At 40.8% G+C, this 20,356-nt stretch carries 16 protein-coding genes; 5 read left to right on the top strand and 11 right to left on the bottom strand.

Translation table 11 applies throughout. The features are described 5' to 3' along the window. Positions 1-9 precede the first annotated feature (9 nt). Complete coding sequence (locus ESV85_RS15495) at positions 10-750, bottom strand: glucosamine-6-phosphate deaminase (RefSeq protein ID WP_146919128.1); 741 nt, start codon at positions 748-750, stop codon at positions 10-12. 194 nt (positions 751-944) lie between these two features. Here ESV85_RS15495 and ESV85_RS15500 point away from each other — a divergent pair, with 194 nt between their 5' ends. After that, positions 945-2,990 carry a glutamine--tRNA ligase/YqeY domain fusion protein gene (locus tag ESV85_RS15500; protein WP_146919130.1) on the top strand — a complete coding sequence of 682 codons (2,046 nt, stop codon included), beginning with the start codon at positions 945-947 and terminating at the stop codon, positions 2,988-2,990. A 167-nt stretch (positions 2,991-3,157) separates the two neighbouring features. On the opposite strand, the gene ESV85_RS15505 is transcribed toward ESV85_RS15500, so the two are convergent. From ESV85_RS15505 to ESV85_RS15520, 4 genes are all read right to left on the bottom strand, one after another. Next, on the bottom strand, positions 3,158-6,001 hold the full coding sequence (locus tag ESV85_RS15505) for a M16 family metallopeptidase (protein ID WP_146919132.1): 2,844 nt from the start codon (positions 5,999-6,001) through the stop codon (positions 3,158-3,160). Between the two features lie 109 nt (positions 6,002-6,110). Continuing rightward, positions 6,111-6,371 (bottom strand): hypothetical protein, encoded by a 261-nt coding sequence (locus ESV85_RS15510; protein ID WP_146919134.1) that lies wholly within the window; start codon positions 6,369-6,371, stop codon positions 6,111-6,113. Positions 6,372-6,511: 140 nt separating this feature from the next. Then, positions 6,512-7,522, bottom strand: a complete 1,011-nt coding sequence (locus ESV85_RS15515) for a phosphotriesterase (protein ID WP_146919136.1) — start codon at positions 7,520-7,522, stop codon at positions 6,512-6,514. Between the two features lie 9 nt (positions 7,523-7,531). Beyond that, a complete protein-coding gene (locus ESV85_RS15520) occupies positions 7,532-9,556 on the bottom strand; it encodes a M13 family metallopeptidase (protein WP_146919138.1) in 2,025 nt (674 codons plus the stop codon). Between the two features lie 161 nt (positions 9,557-9,717). Here ESV85_RS15520 and ESV85_RS15525 point away from each other — a divergent pair, with 161 nt between their 5' ends. Next, positions 9,718-10,629, top strand: a complete 912-nt coding sequence (locus tag ESV85_RS15525) for an oxidoreductase (RefSeq protein WP_146919141.1) — start codon at positions 9,718-9,720, stop codon at positions 10,627-10,629. A gap of 81 nt (positions 10,630-10,710) precedes the next feature. Here the strand turns inward: ESV85_RS15525 and ESV85_RS15530 are convergent, their stop codons facing one another. The 5 genes from ESV85_RS15530 to ESV85_RS15550 all read right to left on the bottom strand — a co-directional run bounded on the left by ESV85_RS15530 (position 10,711) and on the right by ESV85_RS15550 (position 16,456). Then, complete coding sequence (locus ESV85_RS15530; protein WP_146919143.1) at positions 10,711-11,568, bottom strand: sugar phosphate isomerase/epimerase family protein; 858 nt, start codon at positions 11,566-11,568, stop codon at positions 10,711-10,713. A 100-nt stretch (positions 11,569-11,668) separates the two neighbouring features. After that, on the bottom strand, positions 11,669-12,916 hold the full coding sequence (locus tag ESV85_RS15535) for a ChbG/HpnK family deacetylase (protein WP_146919145.1): 1,248 nt from the start codon (positions 12,914-12,916) through the stop codon (positions 11,669-11,671). Then, the gene (locus tag ESV85_RS15540) at positions 12,916-14,070 is read right to left on the bottom strand and encodes a hypothetical protein (RefSeq protein ID WP_146919147.1); all 1,155 of its coding nucleotides are present in this window, start codon (positions 14,068-14,070) and stop codon (positions 12,916-12,918) included. Before ESV85_RS15540 ends, ESV85_RS15535 begins: the two co-directional genes overlap by 1 nt. A gap of 205 nt (positions 14,071-14,275) precedes the next feature. Next, positions 14,276-15,808: an alpha/beta hydrolase family protein gene (locus ESV85_RS15545; protein WP_146919149.1), complete on the bottom strand. Its 1,533-nt coding sequence runs from the start codon at positions 15,806-15,808 to the stop codon at positions 14,276-14,278. 171 nt (positions 15,809-15,979) lie between these two features. Then, positions 15,980-16,456, bottom strand: a complete 477-nt coding sequence (locus ESV85_RS15550; RefSeq protein WP_146919150.1) for a hypothetical protein — start codon at positions 16,454-16,456, stop codon at positions 15,980-15,982. Positions 16,457-16,563: 107 nt separating this feature from the next. On the opposite strand from ESV85_RS15550, the gene ESV85_RS15555 reads away from it, so the two are divergent. After that, positions 16,564-17,670, top strand: coding sequence for an XdhC family protein (locus tag ESV85_RS15555; protein WP_146919152.1), 1,107 nt, complete (start codon positions 16,564-16,566; stop codon positions 17,668-17,670). A 94-nt stretch (positions 17,671-17,764) separates the two neighbouring features. After that, complete coding sequence (locus ESV85_RS15560) at positions 17,765-18,346, top strand: NTP transferase domain-containing protein (RefSeq protein ID WP_223276014.1); 582 nt, start codon at positions 17,765-17,767, stop codon at positions 18,344-18,346. A 303-nt stretch (positions 18,347-18,649) separates the two neighbouring features. On the opposite strand, the gene ESV85_RS15565 is transcribed toward ESV85_RS15560, so the two are convergent. Next, positions 18,650-19,792: a cysteine desulfurase family protein gene (locus ESV85_RS15565; RefSeq protein WP_146919156.1), complete on the bottom strand. Its 1,143-nt coding sequence runs from the start codon at positions 19,790-19,792 to the stop codon at positions 18,650-18,652. Positions 19,793-20,003: 211 nt separating this feature from the next. On the opposite strand from ESV85_RS15565, the gene ESV85_RS15570 reads away from it, so the two are divergent. Next, the gene (locus tag ESV85_RS15570) at positions 20,004-20,348 is read left to right on the top strand and encodes a hypothetical protein (protein WP_146919158.1); all 345 of its coding nucleotides are present in this window, start codon (positions 20,004-20,006) and stop codon (positions 20,346-20,348) included. The last annotated feature ends 8 nt before the right edge of the window (positions 20,349-20,356 follow it).

Raw genomic sequence — 20,356 nt, forward strand, 5'->3', positions numbered from 1 at the left:
CTTTTCCGATCAATGCATGGAAATCAGTGACGAGGAGCCTTCGTCTAAAAACAATTGGTAATCGGGGTGACTTTGGAGGATAGAAGCTGGATGATCTGGACTGATTGGACCTTCTATGCAATTTTTGATTGCCAATGCTTTTCGGCTATCGGGTACGGAGCAAATAATAGCTTTCGATTTCATGATTTGTCGAATAGACATGCTGATAGCCTGCTGCGGAACAGCCTCTAAATTGGGAAACCAACCCTCCCCAAATTGCTGCATCCTACAAGCATGGTCAAGATCCACAACAATATAGGGTTCCTCCGTTTCAAAATCTGCAGGAGGATCATTGAATGCGAGATGTCCATTTTCACCAATTCCCACAAAAGCCACATCGATGGGATGTTTGCTTATCAGTTCACCAAGGCGTGCACATTCTTCAGCTGGATCGACTTCTCCATTGATTAAAAAGTAACTTTTCAATTGAGGTAAATGTGTAAAGAAACGTTCCAGTAAATATTTTCTAAAGCTTGCTGGATGAGTAATCGGTAAGCCTAAATATTCATCCAAATGGAAAACAGTCACTTTGGACCAATCGATATCTTTTTCAGCAAGAAGTTGATTTAAGGTCTCAAATTGGCTGGTGCCAGTGGCTAAGATTATATTGGCAAAGCCTTGTTTTTGGATCGCTTCACGGATTAAAATAGCACCTTCTTTTGAGGCTTTTGCTCCCAATTCCATGGTATTCTGGCAAATCGTTAAGTTCATAGAATTAGGGTTTTGAGCTATGGTTTTGTTTAGCACTCAAATTATGGAAATAAGTTTAAAAATAGCAGGAAAGCAACATCTCCAATCGTCTATTCTCCAATCTCCAATTCTCTACTCTTCCAATACCTAATCCCTACCCTTCTTTAGTTGCTTTTCAAGGCATTTGCCTTAATTTTGACTTTCAATTTTGATCTATGACTGAAGAATCCGCATCACTTAATTTTATTGAACAAATCATTGCAGACGATTTGGCCGCAGGCTTTTCTCCGGACAAACTTCGTTTTCGTTTTCCCCCAGAGCCGAATGGCTACCTACATATTGGACATGCAGCTTCTATTTGCCTGAACTTTGGATTGGGTGAGATGCATAATGCGCCAGTAAACCTTCGCTTTGATGACACCAACCCAAGCAAGGAAGAGCAGGAATACGTGGATGCTATCAAGCATGACATCCAATGGCTGGGTTTCCAATGGGCTACGGAATGTTACTCTTCAGACTATTTTCAGCAGTTGTATGATTGGGCAGTTCAATTAATTAAGGAAGGCAAGGCCTATGTGGACCAGCAGTCAGCAGAGGCTATGGCTGAGCAAAAAGGAACACCTACCACCCCGGGAGTTGCGGGACCTTACCGTAATCGCTCAGTGGAAGAAAATCTTGAATTATTTGAGCGGATGAAAGCTGGAGAATTTGAGCAGGGAAGCTATGTGCTTCGCGCTAAAATTGACATGGCTTCCTCTAATATGCTGATGCGTGATCCTATTTTGTATAGGATTGTGAGAAAAGCACACCATCGTACCGGAACTGACTGGTGTATCTACCCTATGTATGACTGGGCTCATGGAGAGTCTGATTACGTAGAGCAGATCTCCCATTCCCTTTGTACGCTTGAATTCAAAATGCACCGTGAGTTATACGATTGGTTCCTGGATCAAATCTATGATCCAGCTAAACTTAGACCTAAGCAGAGGGAATTTGCACGTCGAAATCTCTCCTACACAGTGATGAGCAAGCGAAAGCTCCTTGAACTGGTGCAGAATAATACCGTGACAGGCTGGGATGATCCTCGAATGCCAACTATCTCCGGGCTTAGAAGAAGAGGTTATACGCCTGATTCAATACGTAACTTCTCCGATCTTTCTGGTATTTCCAAGCGTGATTCTGTGACGGACGTTTCCCTATTGGAATATTGTATCCGTGAGGATTTGAATAAAACAGCTACCCGTGTGATGGCTGTGTTGGATCCAGTGAAATTGGTGATTACCAACTACCCTGCTGGTAAAACTGAAATGCTGGACTCTGAAAATAATCCAGAAGACCCGAATTCAGGCACACATGAGTTGCCATTTTCAGGTGAACTTTATATAGAAAGAGAAGACTTCAAAGAGGAAGCTGGAAACAAGTTCTTCCGTTTGACTTTAGGTAATGAGGTTCGATTGAAAAGCGCTTACATCATCAAGGGTGAATCAGTGGTGAAAGATGCTGCTGGAAATATTACTGAGATACATTGTACCGCTGACTTGGATTCAAGATCAGGATCTGGCACAGAAGCAAGCACAAGAAAAGTAAAAGGAACACTGCATTGGGTTTCTATTCAGCATGCGATCAAAGCGGAAATTCGCGAGTACGACAGACTATTCCTGGATGAAGCTCCAGACAGTCATGAGGACAAGAACTTTATGGAGTTTGTGAATCCTGAGTCACTTAAGGTGATTAAGGAAGCCTATTTGGAGCCTTTCCTTAAAGAGGCAACTTTGGATGATAAGTTTCAGTTTCAGCGTCTTGGGTACTTTACTTTGGATAAGGATTCTTCAGCCGAAAAGCTTGTATTCAATAAAACCGTAGGCTTGAGAGATTCTTGGGCTAAGCAAGCACCAGTTGCAGCTACACCACAAAATCAACCTAACAAGCAGCCAAACCAAGGTGGAGGCCAGCCTCAGGGGCAGAGATCTGCAATAAATGAAATTCAGAAGATCGCTAAGAAATACACCAATCTATCCGGTGATAAACTGGCTGCTGCCAGAGAAGAAATCGCAAAATTAGCTGAGGAAGTGAGTTATGAAGAATTATCTCACCTATTCAATACTGCTGCTAAAAAAGTGGGAACGCGCATTGGTGTGATGATCGCTTTAGGAGTCTTGTTGAATAAAGGTCAGGAGAGAAATTCTGAGATTGATTCCTTTATTGAAGCTGCAATAGCGGATGAAAATGAGGAGTTGGCTGGAGAAGCAAAGAGAATTTAAGGATTCAGTCACAGTCGCAGTTTGCAGTTGGTTTAGTGACTTATGAAATTTAATAAAAACATTAAGAGAATCGCTCGCTGGAATATTCAGCGAGCGATTTTTTTTATTAAATATGGTTGAATCTGCATCTGTCCGCAAGTGCGAAACCAACAACTAAGAACCAATATCTACCGTTCTACTTCCATTGAGATCTTCTCTTGGTTAATCAGGATTGGCTTTCCAAAACCTAATTTTTCAAGTCCTGCCAATTGTGTTTTGGCATCACCTACTACCAACCAAATCATCTTGTTGGGATCCAGGTAGCTTCCTGCCAATTCCTGAATTCGCTCTACGGTCATCTCATTCACAGTCTTCTCCCTACCTTTTACATAATCAGCATCCCAACCATACTCACTGATGTTTTCCAACATATTGAGCTTGGCGCTAGCTGTTTCGAAAGCCCGTGCATTGCTTTTGATCATAAAGCTCTGAGTAGTTTTCAGATCTTCCGCGGTGTAGGTTGAAGCATAATCAATAAGAATATCTTTTACAAGTTGAGCAGATTCATAGGTGACATTACTGCGCACACCGCTGCTAATGCTAAAAGGTCCCGCTACTTTTCCACCAGAAAAAGAAGATCTAATTCCATAGGTATATCCTTTGCCTTCACGTAGCTCTTGCGTAAGTCGGGATGCAAAACCTCCTCCTCCCAAGATGTAGTTCATCACTTCTACAGAATAAAAATCAGGATCGGTAGAAGCGAGTGCAGGATACCCAAATTGTAGCATAGACTGCTTAGAATCTGGGATATCGTAAAAGTAAACCTGAGCTGTTTCTGGTCTTGACGGTGCATCGAAGGCCGGAATACTTACTTCCTTACTTTCCCAGTCAGTAATCAGGCTCTGCAGTGAGGCAATAATGTTCACTTTACCTAGATCGCCAACCACATGCATTCGTGTGACGGATGGAGAAATAAACTTTTCATAATAGGTTCTTAGATCATCTATAGTAATAGCTTCCACTGACTTAATACTTCCTAAGATATTTTGAGAACGTATATTCCCTTCTCCGTAGATCAGCTTGTTGAATTCATTTTGAGCAACCATGTTTGGACTAGCTTCCAATTGGCGAATTCTACTGATGGTAGATTGCTTCGCTAATGCAAACTCAACAGCATCCCAACGTGGCTCGAGGATGATTTCTTTTACCAGAGTCATTACTTCATCGTAATTTCTGCTTAAGGTATTTACAGAAATTGTCGTGCTCTCAGTAGTAGCATATACATTCACAGATGCTCCTAATTGATCTATAGCATCCTCCAGTTCAGCAGTAGTTTTGGTTTTAGTTCCTTTAGTCATTAACTGAGCTAGAAGATTTGCCACGCCTACTTTTTCTGGATCGTCCAGCAGCTGTCCACCATCAATCACCATATTGAATTGTATCAGGGGCACTTCATGATTCTCTATGCCATAAACTTGTAAGCCATTGCCAAGTGAATCCTCCCAAACAGCTGGAATAGTCACTTCAGGCGTTTTGCCATAAGGTGGCTCAACAGACCTGTCAAAGGTGGAAGGAGCTTTTTCATAATTAGCCTGGATCGAAGCATCAAAACTCTCCTCAGCTCCTTGAATGATTTTCTCTTCCACAACCTCAGCTTTTTCTGATCCTTCCAAAGCGGCAATTAGGTTATCCTTAGGTACAAAACTCGTGGCTATGTAATTCTTGTCTTTGATGTATTCATTATAGACACGTATCACGTCCTCCGGGGTAACGGCCAAAACGTTTTGAATATCTTCGTTGATAAAGCCCGGATTCTTAGCGAAGATGTTGTACTGAGTTAGCTGTACACCTTTTCCCAAGACACTGGAAAGTGCATTGTAAAAATTGGTTTCCTGACCAGCCTTAATTCGGGCCAAGTCTTTTTCGGAAATTCCCTCTTGTTCAAATTTCACAAATGCCTCTTCAAGAGCCTCAGCTACATCATCCAGGTCTATATCGGCAAAAGCACGGACGGACAATTGTGTCTGCCCTGCCAATTCAGAGGTTCTGTTATACATTCTCACATTGGAAGTGAGCTTTTTGTTATCAATCAAAACAACGTTTAAAGGAGCTTTCTTTCCACTGGAAAGGTATTGGCTCAGCACATCCAATGCATAGGAATCAGCGTGATACTGCTCCACTGTAGGCCAGGTCATTGTCAATTCGGGAAGCCTGGCAAAATTATCTTCATAATAAAGCTTCTTGCTAGTTTCAATTTTACCAGGTCTTGGTGTGACAGATTCTATAGGTTCTCCCTTTGGGATTTCATCAAAATACTTTTTCACCCATTCCTTCGCTTGTTTTGGATCGAAGTCACCAACGAGGGTAAGGGTAACATTATTTGGTACATACCAACGTCTAAAAAACTCCTTGACATCAGGAAGTGTGGCATTTTGAAGATCCTCCAAGGAACCGATTACCTGCCAATTGTAAGGATGGTCAGCAGGATACAGATTTTTATCAATCACATAAGAAGTATGTCCATAGGGCTGATTATCGACACCTTGACGCTTTTCATTTTTTACTACCTGCTTTTCCTTCGCCAAAACAGGGTCGGTCACGGTATTGATAAACCAGCCCAGCTTATCCGCTTCTGCCCAAATCATTTTCTCCAAAGCATCATTGGGAACAGTTTGCAGGTAATTCGTTCTATCACGGCTGGTAGAACCGTTGGCACCAGATCCACCGATACGGGCTGTCATTTTATCGAGACCACCTTTACCAAGGTTTTCTGATTCTAAAAATAGAAGGTGCTCAAAAAGATGTGCGAATCCAGTTCTACCTTCTTTTTCACGTGCTGAACCTACATGTGCAGTAAGTGAAACTGCCACAACTGGATCAGATGGATCTATGTGGAAGATAACTTCGAGTCCATTGTCTAGAACAAACTTTTCGTATTCCACATTAAACTCCTGTTTAGAAGTTTCTGGATTTTGGGCGCAACCCACCGCAAGCAGCACTAGGATGACAAAAGAGGAGATTTTATTAAACATTGGGGTTTATATTTTCAGTAGATTTATATTACAAAAATAAGGATAGGATGCTATTTGTTTTGAACGAAAGGTTGGTTCAATTTAAATAGAAATAAATAGCTAGAGCTCCTTACACCCCTAAGCTAATTCTAGACTCCGAGTACAAATCATACACAGCAATCAACGCTTCAGATCCTTTGGCATTAGGGTACAGTTCATAATTTCCTATCTCCTCGCGGGTTTCCACATAGACAGGATTGTACTTTTCGTCATATACATTCCAGACTATCAATAAAAAATGATAGCTGATTTTACTCGCTCTACCATCTTCTAACCAAAATTCAAAAAGATCTTCAGTGATAGATTTAGGGTAATCAGGTCCTTCAAACATGTGGAAAGGTGTGGTTGTTGGTTAGCTCAAAGATATGGAAAAGTGATCAGACAGGATATCGAAGTAAGATTGGAATCGCTGTATTGTGAATGAGATATGGATAATTAACCTCATATGCCTACGGCAACATATTAGTATGATTAATTTTTTCTAACCCTGACCGAGAAAGCATTTCCAGGATTTACTACCACTAGCTGATGGATTTCACTGTCAGAAAAACCATTCTTAATCAAAGTAGGAATTAGGGAAATGGAAATTGCTTCAAAAGGTCTAACAGCACCTCCTCTAGGATAACTGTTTCCATCATGCGACAGTAAAACTCTTTCCAAAAGCTTTTTCGATTTGAAGACTTTTAACATTTCTACATAGGATGTAATATTATCCTTATTGACACCATCCAATGATATCCATGCCCCTTTGGAAGCGATTTCTGTCAAATAACCTATATCGGAAGACTTACTCGCATGGACCCAAATCCATGCTGAAAGATTCACATTATATTTTTCTAATAAAGCTATTTGAGCTTTCACGGCTAAGGGATTGTCACCAGTATGAACAGCTATAGTTAATCCTGTGGCTAGATGAGTAAGGATTCCTGCCTCGAAAAGCTTCAAGTCCAACTCACTAGGAATACCATCGTCAAAGGCTAATTTGATAAAACCTGGCTTTATCTCAGTTCCACTTATTCCCTCTTCAAATTCACTGATCCAAACGGCAGCCAGTTCACTCGTGCTGGCGGTGCGGGCAAATTCCGGAACATATTTATCTGCTGCAGCTCCATAGAATCCTGTATTAGTAATGATCTTGACACCTGAAGCCTCGGAAATAGTTTTTAACAAATCCACCCGTCTTCCAAAGTAGGCAGTAGTACAATCAACAATTGTCTCAACTCCACTTTCTTTTAGGCTTTTTAGATAAGGCAGGACTTGTTTGAATAGTTTGTCCTCATCGTAGGAATCAATATCACTTGGGTCAGCACCGAAATTTGACATGATGTGTTCATGCACAAGTGTAAACCCTATATTTTCAGATGATACAACTCCAGTTACAGTTTCTATTTTTGCTTGAATAGATTGACCATTACATTCTAAAGCCACCAAAAATGATAGAATTACTATAGGAAATATAATGGGGAATTTGAATTTTGTCATAGCGTAAATTTACCAAATCTTAATTCTTTCCTCTTCAGACTTGTAATTGAGGTCTCCGGGCTGAATGTTGAACGCAGTATAAAATGGATCGAAATTCATCAGCGGCCCATTCACTCTCCAAATAGCCGGAGAATGGGAATTGGTATTTACATAGGTTCTCAAAAATTCATCGCGGGTTTTCACTCTCCAGATACGAGCGATAGACAAGCAAAAACGCTGATCAGGGGTAAATCCATCAATTTTGGTCGTGTCTTGCCCTTGTTCCGTTAATTTAAATGCCTCATAGGCAATATATAAAGCCCCGTTGTCGGCTGTGTTTTCGCCAATTGTCATAGCTCCCTTTACATGCACTGAATCCAACACTGTAAAGCTGTCATATCGATCAATTAACTGTTGGGTTTTTCCTTTAAACTTCTCATAATCTTCATCCGTCCACCAATTTTTCACATTGCCATCCTTATCGTATTGAGCTCCTTGATCATCAAATGCATGAGTTAACTCATGACCGATTACCATTCCGATTCCACCGTAATTGATTGCATCATCGGCATACAAATCAAAGTAAGGATACTGAAGTATCCCTGCAGGAAACACAATTTCATTCAAAGATGGATTGTAATAGGCTGTAACTGTTGAAGGTGTAGTTCCCCACTCTAGTTTGTTAGGTGCCTTACCGAATTTATCCAGTTCATAGCGACTTTGATCTTGGCGCAGTGCCAACACATTTTCGAAATACTTATTTTGATCTATTGTTACATTATATTCTCTCCATTCGTCAGGATAGCCTATTTTCTTGGTGATAGCATATAACTTTTCCTTTGCCTGAGTTTTGGTACTATCACTCATCCAGTCCAGCTTATTGATGCGGCTTTCAAAGGATTTTTGAAGGTTATTCACCAGATCTAATACCCGCTTTTTAGCATCCTCATTGAAGTATCGCTTTACATATAATTGTCCTAAAGCAAATCCCAGCTGCCGATCTACTTTCTGTGCCATCTGCTGCTGCCGAGTCAACTGCGTAGACTGGCCAGAAATAACCTTTTCATAGGCAAAAGATGCATCTTCAAAGGGCTTGCTGAGTACATCCGCATAGGAGGAAAGTGTATGTGCTTTGACGTAAGTCTTCCATTCGGAAATAGGAACTGTCTTCAGCATTTTGTTCAATGTAGAGTAATATGCCGGTTGGCGAACATCTACTGAATCGGCTTTCAACCCCAATTGGCTAAGGGTTTTTGACCAAGCAATATTCGGTTCTTTTTGATCCAGTTCGGAAACAGCCATTTTATGGTAGTTTTCCTTTACTATTCTTCGTTCTATGCGTGTCTTGTGTGGTTCAGCAAGCTTTTTCTCAATAGCATACACAGCTGATGCCTCTTTCCTAGCAGCCTCCGCCTCAGTGCCAGTCAATTCGAAAAGTGTAGCTAGGTAATCCAAGTAGGCTTTCTGAATTCCTACGGTAGAGGAATCAGTTTTGAAGTAATAATCCCGATCTGGCAAACCCAAGCCAGTTTGGCTAAAGTGTGCAATATTGATACTGCTGTTTTCCGCATCTGGAGAAATGCTTAAACTTAGAATTGATTGGTTGTTTGACTTGATTTCTTCAGTTACAAAATTCATTAAGGAAGCCACGTCAGTAATCTCCTCGATCTTAGCCAAAATAGGTTTGATAGGTTCAAATCCACGCTTGTTGATCGCCTCCATGTCCATACCAGAAGCATAGAAATCTCCCACTTTCTGATCTATACTACCTGAAGCATGCTCACCGGCAGAAACTTCCTCTAATATATCCTGCAAAAGCATTTTTTGAGGAATATTCAAAAAAGAATAAGAACCCACACCTGACTGATCATCTGCGATTCTGGCGGTATCATACCAGATCCCATTTACATACATAAAGAAATTGTCACCAGGCTTAATAGAAGTGTCAATTTGGGATACTTCTACAAAATTCCGCTCAGGTTTTAACTTATCAGGGTCATTCTGTTGGCTACAGGAGATCAAAAGAGCAAGTGAAGCGAAAAGTAGGTTTTTCATAACTAGTGGATATTTTTCAAAAAGGTAATTGAAAATTATATGTTCTCAAATACCTTTTATAAAAGCACAAATCATCATTAGTTAGCAATTGACTAATTTTTATGTATGCTTTCTGTAAGTTGCATTCAGCTGTTTTTACATTTCCAACGTTGTCTATTTTTATGAATGATTTTTCAATTGAAACTGCCCCTTCGCAAAAAGGTAAAATTGCAATTGTCACTGGAGCAAATTCTGGTTTAGGGTATGAAACTGCTCTGGCTTTGGCGAAAAAAGGTGCAACCGTAATCCTTGCTTCCAGAGATCAAAAAAAGGCTCATGAAGCAATGAATAAGATCATTAAGGAAGTCCCCAATGCAGATCTGGAAATCATTTTGATAGACCTAAATAGTCTTCAATCTGTGGAGGAATTTGCATCTGAGTTTTCGAAGAAATATGATCATTTGGATCTGTTGATAGAAAATGCTGGCATTATGATGCCACCCCTATCTATCACCAAAGATGGGTTTGAAAGTCAATTTGGAGTGAATTATTTGGCACATTTTCATCTCACAAATCTGCTTTTTCCACTCATAAAGAATACCCCGAATGCTAGAGTCGTAACGCTGAGTAGCCTAGCTCACAAAAATGGAAAGATCGCTTTTGACAACTTAGATGCAGAAAAAGGCTATAATAAATGGTCTGTTTATGCTCAGAGTAAATTGGCCTGTATGATGTTTGCTTACGAACTTCAAAGACGTCTGGATTCTTCAAGAATCTATGCAAAAGCCCTATCTGCACATCCTGGATTTTCAGGAACAAATCTGGGTGCCTTTTTGACATCTATTGGTAGCCTATTATTTTCACCATTAGCTTCGCTCATAGGGCAGGATTCTAAACATGGAGCACTTCCTATATTGAGAGCTGCACTGGATCCCGAAGCAAAAGGCGGTGAATATTATGGACCTTCTGGCTTCAGAGAAGTGAAAGGCCCTCCTGCAAAAGTAAAGTCAAGCAGCAAATCTCATGATTTACTAGTTGCCACGAAACTTTGGTCAGTATCAGAGGAAATGACAGGGAAGAAGTTTCTTGTTTAAAGTATATGGTTGTTTAGTACAATCAACAACATCCATTTTTAGAGAGTGCCTAAATTAGAAATCTGAAATTTCTAATCCCTCCTACTTCTTCAAATTCTGTAAATAAGCAATACTCTTTGGAACCTGCTGGTAGTAGATCGGGCTTTCATCCTCAATATAGAAATGCTTCACTCCGGCCTTTTTCGCTGCTCTGAGAATTGCTGGTAGATCTAGCTGTCCAGTGCCAAGTGTGACATCATTTTCAGTTGGAGTTCCTCCAGACATATTGCCTACAATGCCTTTTCGCAGATCTTTCACGTGCATGAGTTTGAAGCGATCTCCGTATTTAGTCAGCAAAGCTGCAGGATCAGCTCCAGGAAAGAATGTCCAAAGGATATCCATTTCGAAGCTCACATAAGCAGGGTTTGTCTCCTGTACGATCAAATCGAAGAGTGTTCCGTCACCATGCGGCTCAAACTCGTAGCCGTGATTGTGATAGCAAAAAGTCAATCCATAATCCTCCTTCAGTACCTTTCCTACTGCATTAAAATCAGCAATAGTCTGCTGCGCAGCTTCAAGTGTAAAAGCGCCAGTGTGAGGAACCCATGCCACCCGCACATATTCAGCACCTAGGGCTTTCGCATTTTCGCCAACCGTTGCGGTCTTTTCCATCAAATCTTTATATCCTACCCCAAAGGAAGAGCAGTGCATTCCGCGCTTGTCCAATTCCATTTTGATATCTGTTGTACTATGGCCGAATAGACTCGAAAACTCCATATCCGTAATTCCCATTGCTTGCAGTGTATCGAGCGTAGCAGGAAGATCCTTTGAAAGGCTATTTCTATAGGTGTATGAAACCATTCCCGGCATTTCTGGGAACATTGCATTTTTAGTCTGAGCGAATAGTGATGAGGAAAATAGAAAGAGTAAAATAGCAAAAACTGAGACCGAACGTTTCATGGATTTTGGGTTATTGTAGTGACAGGTAATTAGCCTATGTGGATTCTTTGTTTTTGAAATTACATGCATTTATGGCAAAAACAGGAACAGCTTATCAAATTTATTCCACAGTGAACGATTGACTGTCGTCAGACTTCATAAAAGGTCTGAAATAAGCCGGAGAAAGATCAAGTGCAGGATGAGATGTCCACGGTCGCTTTTCATTGAGCGAAAGATACTCGGCTGCCCGCCCATCGAAGTATTTGATTTCTATCCCCGGATAGGATGATCGAAGTGGATCAAAAAATTTAACATAGTCGCGTTGATTGCGCAAATCGGACTTGATCAGGTGAATCACTATTTCCCTGCTGGTGTCAGTACTAACTAGAAAATCACTTATCCATTTGATGAGTTTGCCCTGCTTCTTCCTTTTGGTGCTTTCATAGCAGGTAACTCCAAAAGGTGGAATTGGGCCATAATGCTCTACCACAGTATGCTCAGGACTTTCGAATTCTGTAGCACCATAGCTAGTTTCCCAGGAATTCATGGTGTCGATTGATGGCAAATTGACATTGGTGAGTGCTAAGGTATCGTACCAAAATCGTTTGGATGAAGGTAAAAATCTATGATTCCGTAGAGGAATTCCCTTTTCTCTTGACCACGTGTGCATGAAGCTGAAAAGTGGATTGTTGAATGTGAGCACATCGTGATGGGAAGTGAGATGATCTGGTTCCTTACCAAATACACGTTTGAATTTTTCGTATTGCGCCAAAAACTCCTCTTTTATCTGATTGACATAATCTGCCTTTTCAAAATTTCTATTGAATTTCCGGAAATCCAGAAACTTGCCCTCGTTGTCAACTAATAGCCTAACTGCAGTAAAATTGGAAACAGGCTGCCCCGAAGTAATCGTAAAATGTAAACCTATATGTGTGGTTTCAAACAGGCTTTTTGTGCAGCCATTTCTTCTATGATTTTTAAGTGTCTCCACAAATCGCTTTAAATACTCCTCATTAGGATCATTTGGTCGATTTACCAGCACAGCGAGAGAATTAATCCACCCTTCTTTCAGGGCTATTTGCGCTCCTACATCTATCTGATCTACAATTCCAATGTCGTCAGCCGTGACAATGATTTTCTTGTCTAGGAGCGGGATCTCTGAACTGGCATAAACGGCTTTACTCCACACAAAACAGTGATTTGTCAATACGTACCAAATATCAGAATCTAGGTATGGCTCCCCTACTACAGCATGCGAAATCTCCACTTCAGTGTTAGGATTAAGCACTTTTGAAACCTTGGCATTGACCGAAGGCCAATTCTGTCGCAGATTAACATGAATATTTACTATTCCCTTGAACGTTTCCATCAGCCTACTACGTTTGTGTTGGTACTTTCAGAAGCTGCAGAAGCTGGTGCAGTATTTACAGGGATTTGAACCGAGTTTCTGACTTTCATAAGCTTGTTCAGCAGATCAAACCAAAATGGCGCTCCTAGGGAAATGGCAAATGCAGTGATTAGCCAACCTAGAAAACTCCAGAAAGTATAATCTTCCTCCTTACTGGCTCCCAAGACGTCATTGTAACTACTGAGCGTAATATTCAATGAGTCTAAATACTTTCGCTGCGCATCAAATGAACTCGTGGTTCCACCTTCTGGGTTTTCCGCAAGATGAGTCTTAGCACTCTCCACAAGCAGTGTCCGCATATCCTCATTTTTACTTAGATCTGTGGTAAGCCTAATAGTATCAACATTAAATGTGCAAGCAATGACTAGACCTATGATAAAGGTCAAAAATGTCAGTTTCCGCTTATACCAACCGGCGACCCGGTCCATTTGATCTTCATACCAGTTTTCCATCAAACCCCGAAATTTAGCCTTGTCATTTGCGGCATTCTGCCAGAGTAATTTTAATTGGTACTTAGTTTCATCTCCCAGAGAAAACCCTTCTATTTCCCAGGGATGATCCTTGTTGTTTCTTTGGAAATGCTCCTTTTTCAAAAAATCGAGCTCTTCCTTCAGCGCTTCTATAGTCAGTTTATCTGGTTCAGCAGATTGCTCCCATTCTTTCAATTCCTCTTCTGTGCTTTTGATTCTAGATGCCAATTCACTGGAGTCGTACTCCTGAATCATGCCAAGTGTAGCCGAGATATTATCTATTTCATCCAGATAACTCCCTTGTTTCAGCAAGTCAAATAAGGTCCCCGCAAAGCGCTCCTTTGTGATATAGGAAGGCTTGGAATTAATGCCTTTATTTCCCAGGTATTTGATAGAAGGATGTTTGTAAAATGCCTTGGTAAGCGGATTGTCTGTTTTGACCCAGAAGAGATTCAAAAACGTGTGATTGATGCGATTTGAATGCTGATCATCTGCAAGTAATCGGTCAATTCCCGTGATTAAATTTTTTGCTCTTGAGCTAAACGCTGAGGTGATTGTCTCTATAATAGTCATCGCAAAGAGACTGTAAAGGAGAAAAATAAACACCAAACTGATAAAAACATCCAGTACTACAAGTCCTGTCATGGCTATTGATTAAAATTGAAAAATTATAAAAAAGGAATTTACTAAAAATCATTAAATGTCTGATATACTATTCATTATGATTTATTATTCTTTCTGTGAATTCACTTGATCAATTCCAGTTGATGTGCTAAATCAAAAAAAAGTCCCGCAATTGTCTATAACAAGTGCGGGACTTTTGGTCTGTTTCTTACTACTTAGGAAGTATTTACTTCTCAAAATCCAACACCCGATTGGCCCAAGGAATAAAATGCTGCATATTCGGACCATCAGTATGACCACCGTCGTGCTGTCTCCAAGCTAAATCACCATCCAGCATATCGGTATTATACGGTGGCATTTCCTCTTTCATATAGTCATTTGACACACCCAGATCAGTTGCTCCTAGCAGTTTGTAAGTTACTCCTGCAGCGACCACGGCCATGTAGCTTCCTTTTTGATCAAGCCATTTTGAATCGCCTTTCTCAGGGATACCATAACTTACAAAAACAGGTCTTGGCGCACAAAGAGCAAGCATATCATGAGAATCTACTGTCAGATCACAACCATCCATTCTTCCAAAAATAGACTCTTCCGCTCCGTATTTCATGTAGTTTCCTGCCATCCAGTAGTTTTCTCCACCAGTAAGACTTTCTACAGCTTCGCCAAAAACTCTTCTATGAAGAGTAGTTCCGCCTTTTCCTGAAGAACCTATTAATGCTGTTGCAAAACGAGGTTCAAAAGCCATGGTAACCAATGCGGCTTTTCCATACCTGGAAACTCCTTCGATCCCTACTTTTTTTGCATCAACCAAGGGGTCTGTTTCTAAATAATCCAACCCTCTGGCAGCTCCCCAGGCCCAAGCTCGAAGTGCCCCCCAATCTTCCGGTGAACGCGGCTGACCTTTGTTTACCAAGCCAATAATTCCTCTAGTAATTCCGGCATGGTTGTCAGCCTGAATGCTTGCCGGTTCGATGGTCGCATACCCCCATCCTGCCGCCAGAAGCTGCTCAGTTGATGGAGATTCACCATTTGTAGGCGGAGCAAAGAAACTAGTGCCCGGCAATCTTGTTACAGGATTATAAGCAGGATATTTATCAAAAAGTGCTTGTAAAGATGGATCGTTTTTGATCATCATTTCTTTGAAAGAAGAATTCAAAATATCCATATCCTCATTATTTGGCTGCGCAGGAGCAGGAAAAGAAGGACGACCAAACATCATCAAAACCGGAACTGGCCCTTTTGCATTTGCTGGAACCACCACCATCATATTGATATCCACATCTATTAGAGGATATGCACTATTGTCCACATGTCCTATGAGTTGCTTCGCAATCACTGGGGTTCTGGCTACAAATTCCCGGTCGGTGATTTTTACTTCCCAGGTTACATTCGGAATGTTATCAGGAAGTTTTCCATAGATTTCTCGTTCCAATGCATCCAGCAATTCTGGTCTTCGGGTTTTCCACCACATATCTGCTGAAGAGACTTTTTGACCATTATTGGTGGTCAGAATATCCGGAAGTTCAGGGCATGGATTGGCTTTGGACTCATCGTAATTAGCTGCATTTGGAGCAGATTCATTGCCACTTGGCCCTGGTCTAAGCACTTTTATGCCGAGTTGCTGCTGCATATTGGCATGATCTTGCTCGTTGGTAAAAGTGACTGGAGCGGGATATTTACTGAGATCAACTTTGGTAGTTTGCGCTGTGGCAAGCCCTCCAATTCCCAGAAGTAGGGCAAATAGAATTGTCTTTTTCATACTAGGTTTTAGGTTGGGTTCATTGAGTTTGGACTTTATTCAAGTTCATAGCTAATAGATTAACTATCAATCAGATTAACCCAAGCTTAAAATCAATTCAAATACAAAGTATCTTTTGCTTCGTTTGCAAGCAAACCGACCAACACTTTTCCAGAAGTATGAAGGAGGTAATTAACCCGTCAAATCATCGATTCTTCCCTCATAATCAAACTGAAGGTCTTCGTGCAAGCCAGAAATGAGTTTAACCGCCTTTCCCAATTGCATTTGATAGATATTATCCAAAACCTGATTTCTGTGCCTGAGAAAGCCATATTCTTTCAGCTTTTCGCAGAAAAATAAAAGCACTTCGATCTGATCAGTTTTGATTTTACTCAGCTTGAGCAGCTTGTTCATCTTTCGACGTAGCTTTTGAGCAGCTTTCTTGGCATAATATGAATGGTCTCCTCTAGACACTTGAAAATCTGCTTCCAGTTCTTCCTGCACCATTTCCAAATACAGTGTAGGATTGTCTTTCTCATTCAGCTTAAAAAATAAATAGGATTTGTTGTCCCTGCTGAATTTGCTCAGATCCGTCACCAAATCAATCAATTCTTTCTCATTGAGATAGCTAAGTTCTTTCTTGAGTTGTGCGAGACTTGGGATTTTCATACTGCAAGTTAAAGCATGCCATATATTTTTGCTAGAATCCTTACCATCGAAATGAATCTTCTTGAAAATGTTGGAGAAGTTCTACTAATTAGGCCTTCTCTATTGCTATGAAAGAAATCCAATCCATCATCCATGCGTATGAAACCTTCCAAACAGAAGGTAAAAAAGTAGCTCTCGCGACTGTAGTGCAAGTGGATGGATCCGCTTATCGAAGACCTGGTGCCAGAATGTTAGTTTCCGAAGATGGAGAATTGACTGGAGCTATATCAGGTGGTTGCTTGGAAGGTGATGCGCTGCGCAAAGCTCAAACGGTGATCTTCCAGCAGAAGTCTATGCTGGTCACCTACGATACTACAGACGAAGATGATCAGAAGTTCGGAGTTGGTTTGGGGTGCAATGGGATTATACATGTATTGATAGAACCTATTGATTATCAAAACTCTATAAATCCAATTGAATTACTGAAAATTGCGATTCAAGACCGTGTTTTCTGTCGCCTAATCACTGTGTTTTCGGTGAAATACTCCAAGCAAGAACAGATTGGGACAAGGGTTCTTTTGAAGCAAGATCTGATTATTGGTGATAAAAAAAAGCTAGACAATTTACTTTGGAAGCAGATTCAGAATGAAATAGAGGCAGATGATGCCAACAATCATATCATTCGTAAGTTCGAAGAGTTTGATGACCTTCAAGTATTCATCGAATCTATCAAACCCGTAATAAGTATATTACTTTTTGGAGCAGGAAATGATACAATTCCCTTGGCTAAAATTGCAGACATTTTAGGGCTTGAAGTAGTGGTAATAGACGGCAGAAAGAATCTAGCTACACCCCAACGTTTCCCAACTGCTAGTCAACTAGTGACTGGCTCAGGTGATGAAGTGGTAAAGGAGTTGGATACTGACGCTCATACAGCTGCATTGTTGATGACTCACAATTTTGAATACGAGGCTCAGGTATTGAAAGATCTGTTGCCTTTGGGCTTACCTTATATTGGGATATTAGGCCCCAAGAAAAAGTCTGAAAAGCTAATTGAGCGACTAGAGAAGAAAGGACTAGCTGTCAATCAAGCTGCTATCTACTCGCCAATGGGTTTGGATATAGGCGCAGAGGGTTCGGAAGAGATTGCTTTGTCCATTTTGGCGGAGGTGAAAGCGGTTTTAGCAAAAAAACAAGGTACCTTTCTGCGAAATAAGACAGGCCCCATACACTAAGAATGAATGAAATCGAGCATGACTAGAATCTCACCCAGAGAAATTGGTCAATCATGCGAGATTCCATATGGCCATTAAAAATTATTATAATCATATGAAAACCGGAATCATCATACTTGCAGCAGGAGAATCAACTAGACTTGGCTATCCAAAACAAATAGCGAAATACAAAGAAAAAACCCTGCTTCAACTGGCTATTGATGCTGCAAATGATTCTAAGGCCGATAAGAGAGTATTGGTATTGGGTGCTAATCGTGATGAGATCAAGAAGACTTTTCCGGGAGCTAGCATCCCGAACATTCCTAATCCCCACTTCGAAAAAGGCATGTCTTCCAGCATCAAAGTTGGACTTGAGTACATGTTGAAATTCGATAAGCCTGATCAGGTGATTATCATGCTTTGTGATCAGCCTTTTGTGGATGCAAAGATTCTGAATAAGCTTATAGACACTCAGGAGAAGGAATCAAAAGGCATAGTAGCCTGTAAGTATGCCAAAGTTGTTGGAGTTCCTATACTTTTCGGATCAGCTTATTTTAAAGAATTGATGGAGCTTACTGGTGATGAAGGAGCTAAAAATATTGTACTTGCTCACGAGGATGATCTAGCGACTGTAGCCTTCCCTAAAGGTAAAGTAGATATTGATACTGAAGAGGATTTGAGAGACTTGAATTTGTAATGTAGTATCCCGCTAAGGCGCAAAGGCGCAGTTTTTTTCTCGCAGCGGCGCTCCCGATAGCTATCGGGAGGCGCAACGTTCTGTTAACCTTTGAGGTGTCACCCTGAGCGAAGTCGAAGGGTCTACTGGAAGGTTTTGAAATAAAACCCCCTTCCATTTCGTAATCGTATCTTAAACTATATTCCCCCATCTTGCTTAATAGATAAATTATTTAAGTTAGTGGTATGCTAAGTATTTCGAAACTATAAAAATTGCGCCGTAGTGCCTTTGCGGGGGAATAATTCTCCGCGCCGCAGCGAGAGACTATTTCCCCCTCAATTCCCCCACTACTTTCTCCACCCAGTCCACAGCATCCATCACATCCTGCTCAGTAGTATTCCTACCCAAGCTAAATCGTATCGAAGCTCTTCCCAGATCGGAATCCAAACCCATGGCTTGAAGTACGTGTGAGGGTTTTGGAGAAATGCTAGTGCAGGCAGAACCTGAACTCACAGCGACTTTCTGGCAAACTTTGCGAAGTAAGTCCACTCCTTCTACTCCGCCAAAAGCAATGTTTGTGACATGAGTAAGTCTATTCTGACTTCCATTCAGAAAAGTATCTGGAAAAGATAAAAGTTTGTTTTCCAGCAAATCACGTAGCATTTCCAAGCGGTTTGATTCTTCGTTCATTTCCGATAGTCTTATCTCGGCAGCTTTGCCAAAACCTACGATAGCTGGGACATTCAGCGTTCCGCTTCGGAAACCTTTCTCATGTCCTCCTCCGTGAATCTGCGCCAAAGGCTTGGGCAGTGAATGATTGTGACGGACATACAACGCGCCAATACCCTTTGGGCCATAGAGCTTATGCGCAGTGATAGCCATCAGATGCACACCTTTTACAGAGATTGGAATTTTGCCTGCAGCTTGCACTGCATCGGTCAGGAAGATGATACTATTCTCCTCCGCCAATGCTTTGATTTCTTCGATGGAATGAATTACACCGGTTTCATTATTTGCCCACATCAGGCAAATCATTTTGGTGTGGGGAAGAATACTGGCTTCAAGTAATTTCAGATCAATAATCCCCTGATTATCAACTGGTAAATAAGTCACTTCAGCTCCCTTTTCCTCCAGAGCTTTCATGGAATCCAAAACGGCTTTATGCTCGGTTTGGCAGGTGATGTAATGTTGCTTTTCTCCTTTGTAAAAATCAAAAGTTCCTTTAATCGCTAGATTAATTGCTTCAGTAGCTCCGGAAGTAAAAATGATTTCTTTGGCTTGAGCACCTATCAAGTTTGCAATTTGCTCTCGTGCTTCCTCTACTGCATTTTCAGATACCCAACCATACGCATGAGACTTACTTGCGGCATTACCAAAATTCTCCCCAAACCATGGAATCATAGCTTCTATGACTTTAGGAGCACAGGGTGTAGTAGCATTGTAATCAAGGTAAATTGGGTAATTCATTTATTAGTTGGGAGTTGATGATTGTTTGTTCCTATCTCGCTTCCAATTTGGTTATTTTTGGGAATATTTAAAATTCTAACATCCATAGGCAACTTTCCTTGTGATAACTCATTGAGAAAAGTGGTTTATTGTCAGTAGACTCCTTCCTAATGATGGACTAAAAATTCATCCTCAACCCTTACTTTATTCTTAAATTCTCCCAATTTCAATCATGCAAGAAACCTGGACATTAACACTCCCAAAATCTAAAAAACCTACAGAAGAGGAAATCAAGCAAGTTTTAACCGAAAATGAAAAGGACTTAGGGATTTTCCTCTCTTACTATTTCAAGAAAGAAGGTGCGCTAGCCGAGAAAGTGAATTTGGGTTCTGAGATTAAATTCAAAGATGAAAGCTCTGGAGATTTCATCTTTGAATTTGACTTAATTCATTACAATGCCTGCTTAGCTATTCATGACCAAAAGCGGGATCAGATGAAAATCACATTTGAAATTGAAAATGACAAACTGAACCTCAAAGGCCCTTACTGGCCAGAACGAGAGATGGATGAGATATAAGAAAGTAG

Origin of the sequence: Algoriphagus aquimarinus, from assembly GCF_007997215.1 — a bacterium.
Taxonomy (GTDB): domain Bacteria; phylum Bacteroidota; class Bacteroidia; order Cytophagales; family Cyclobacteriaceae; genus Algoriphagus; species Algoriphagus aquimarinus_A.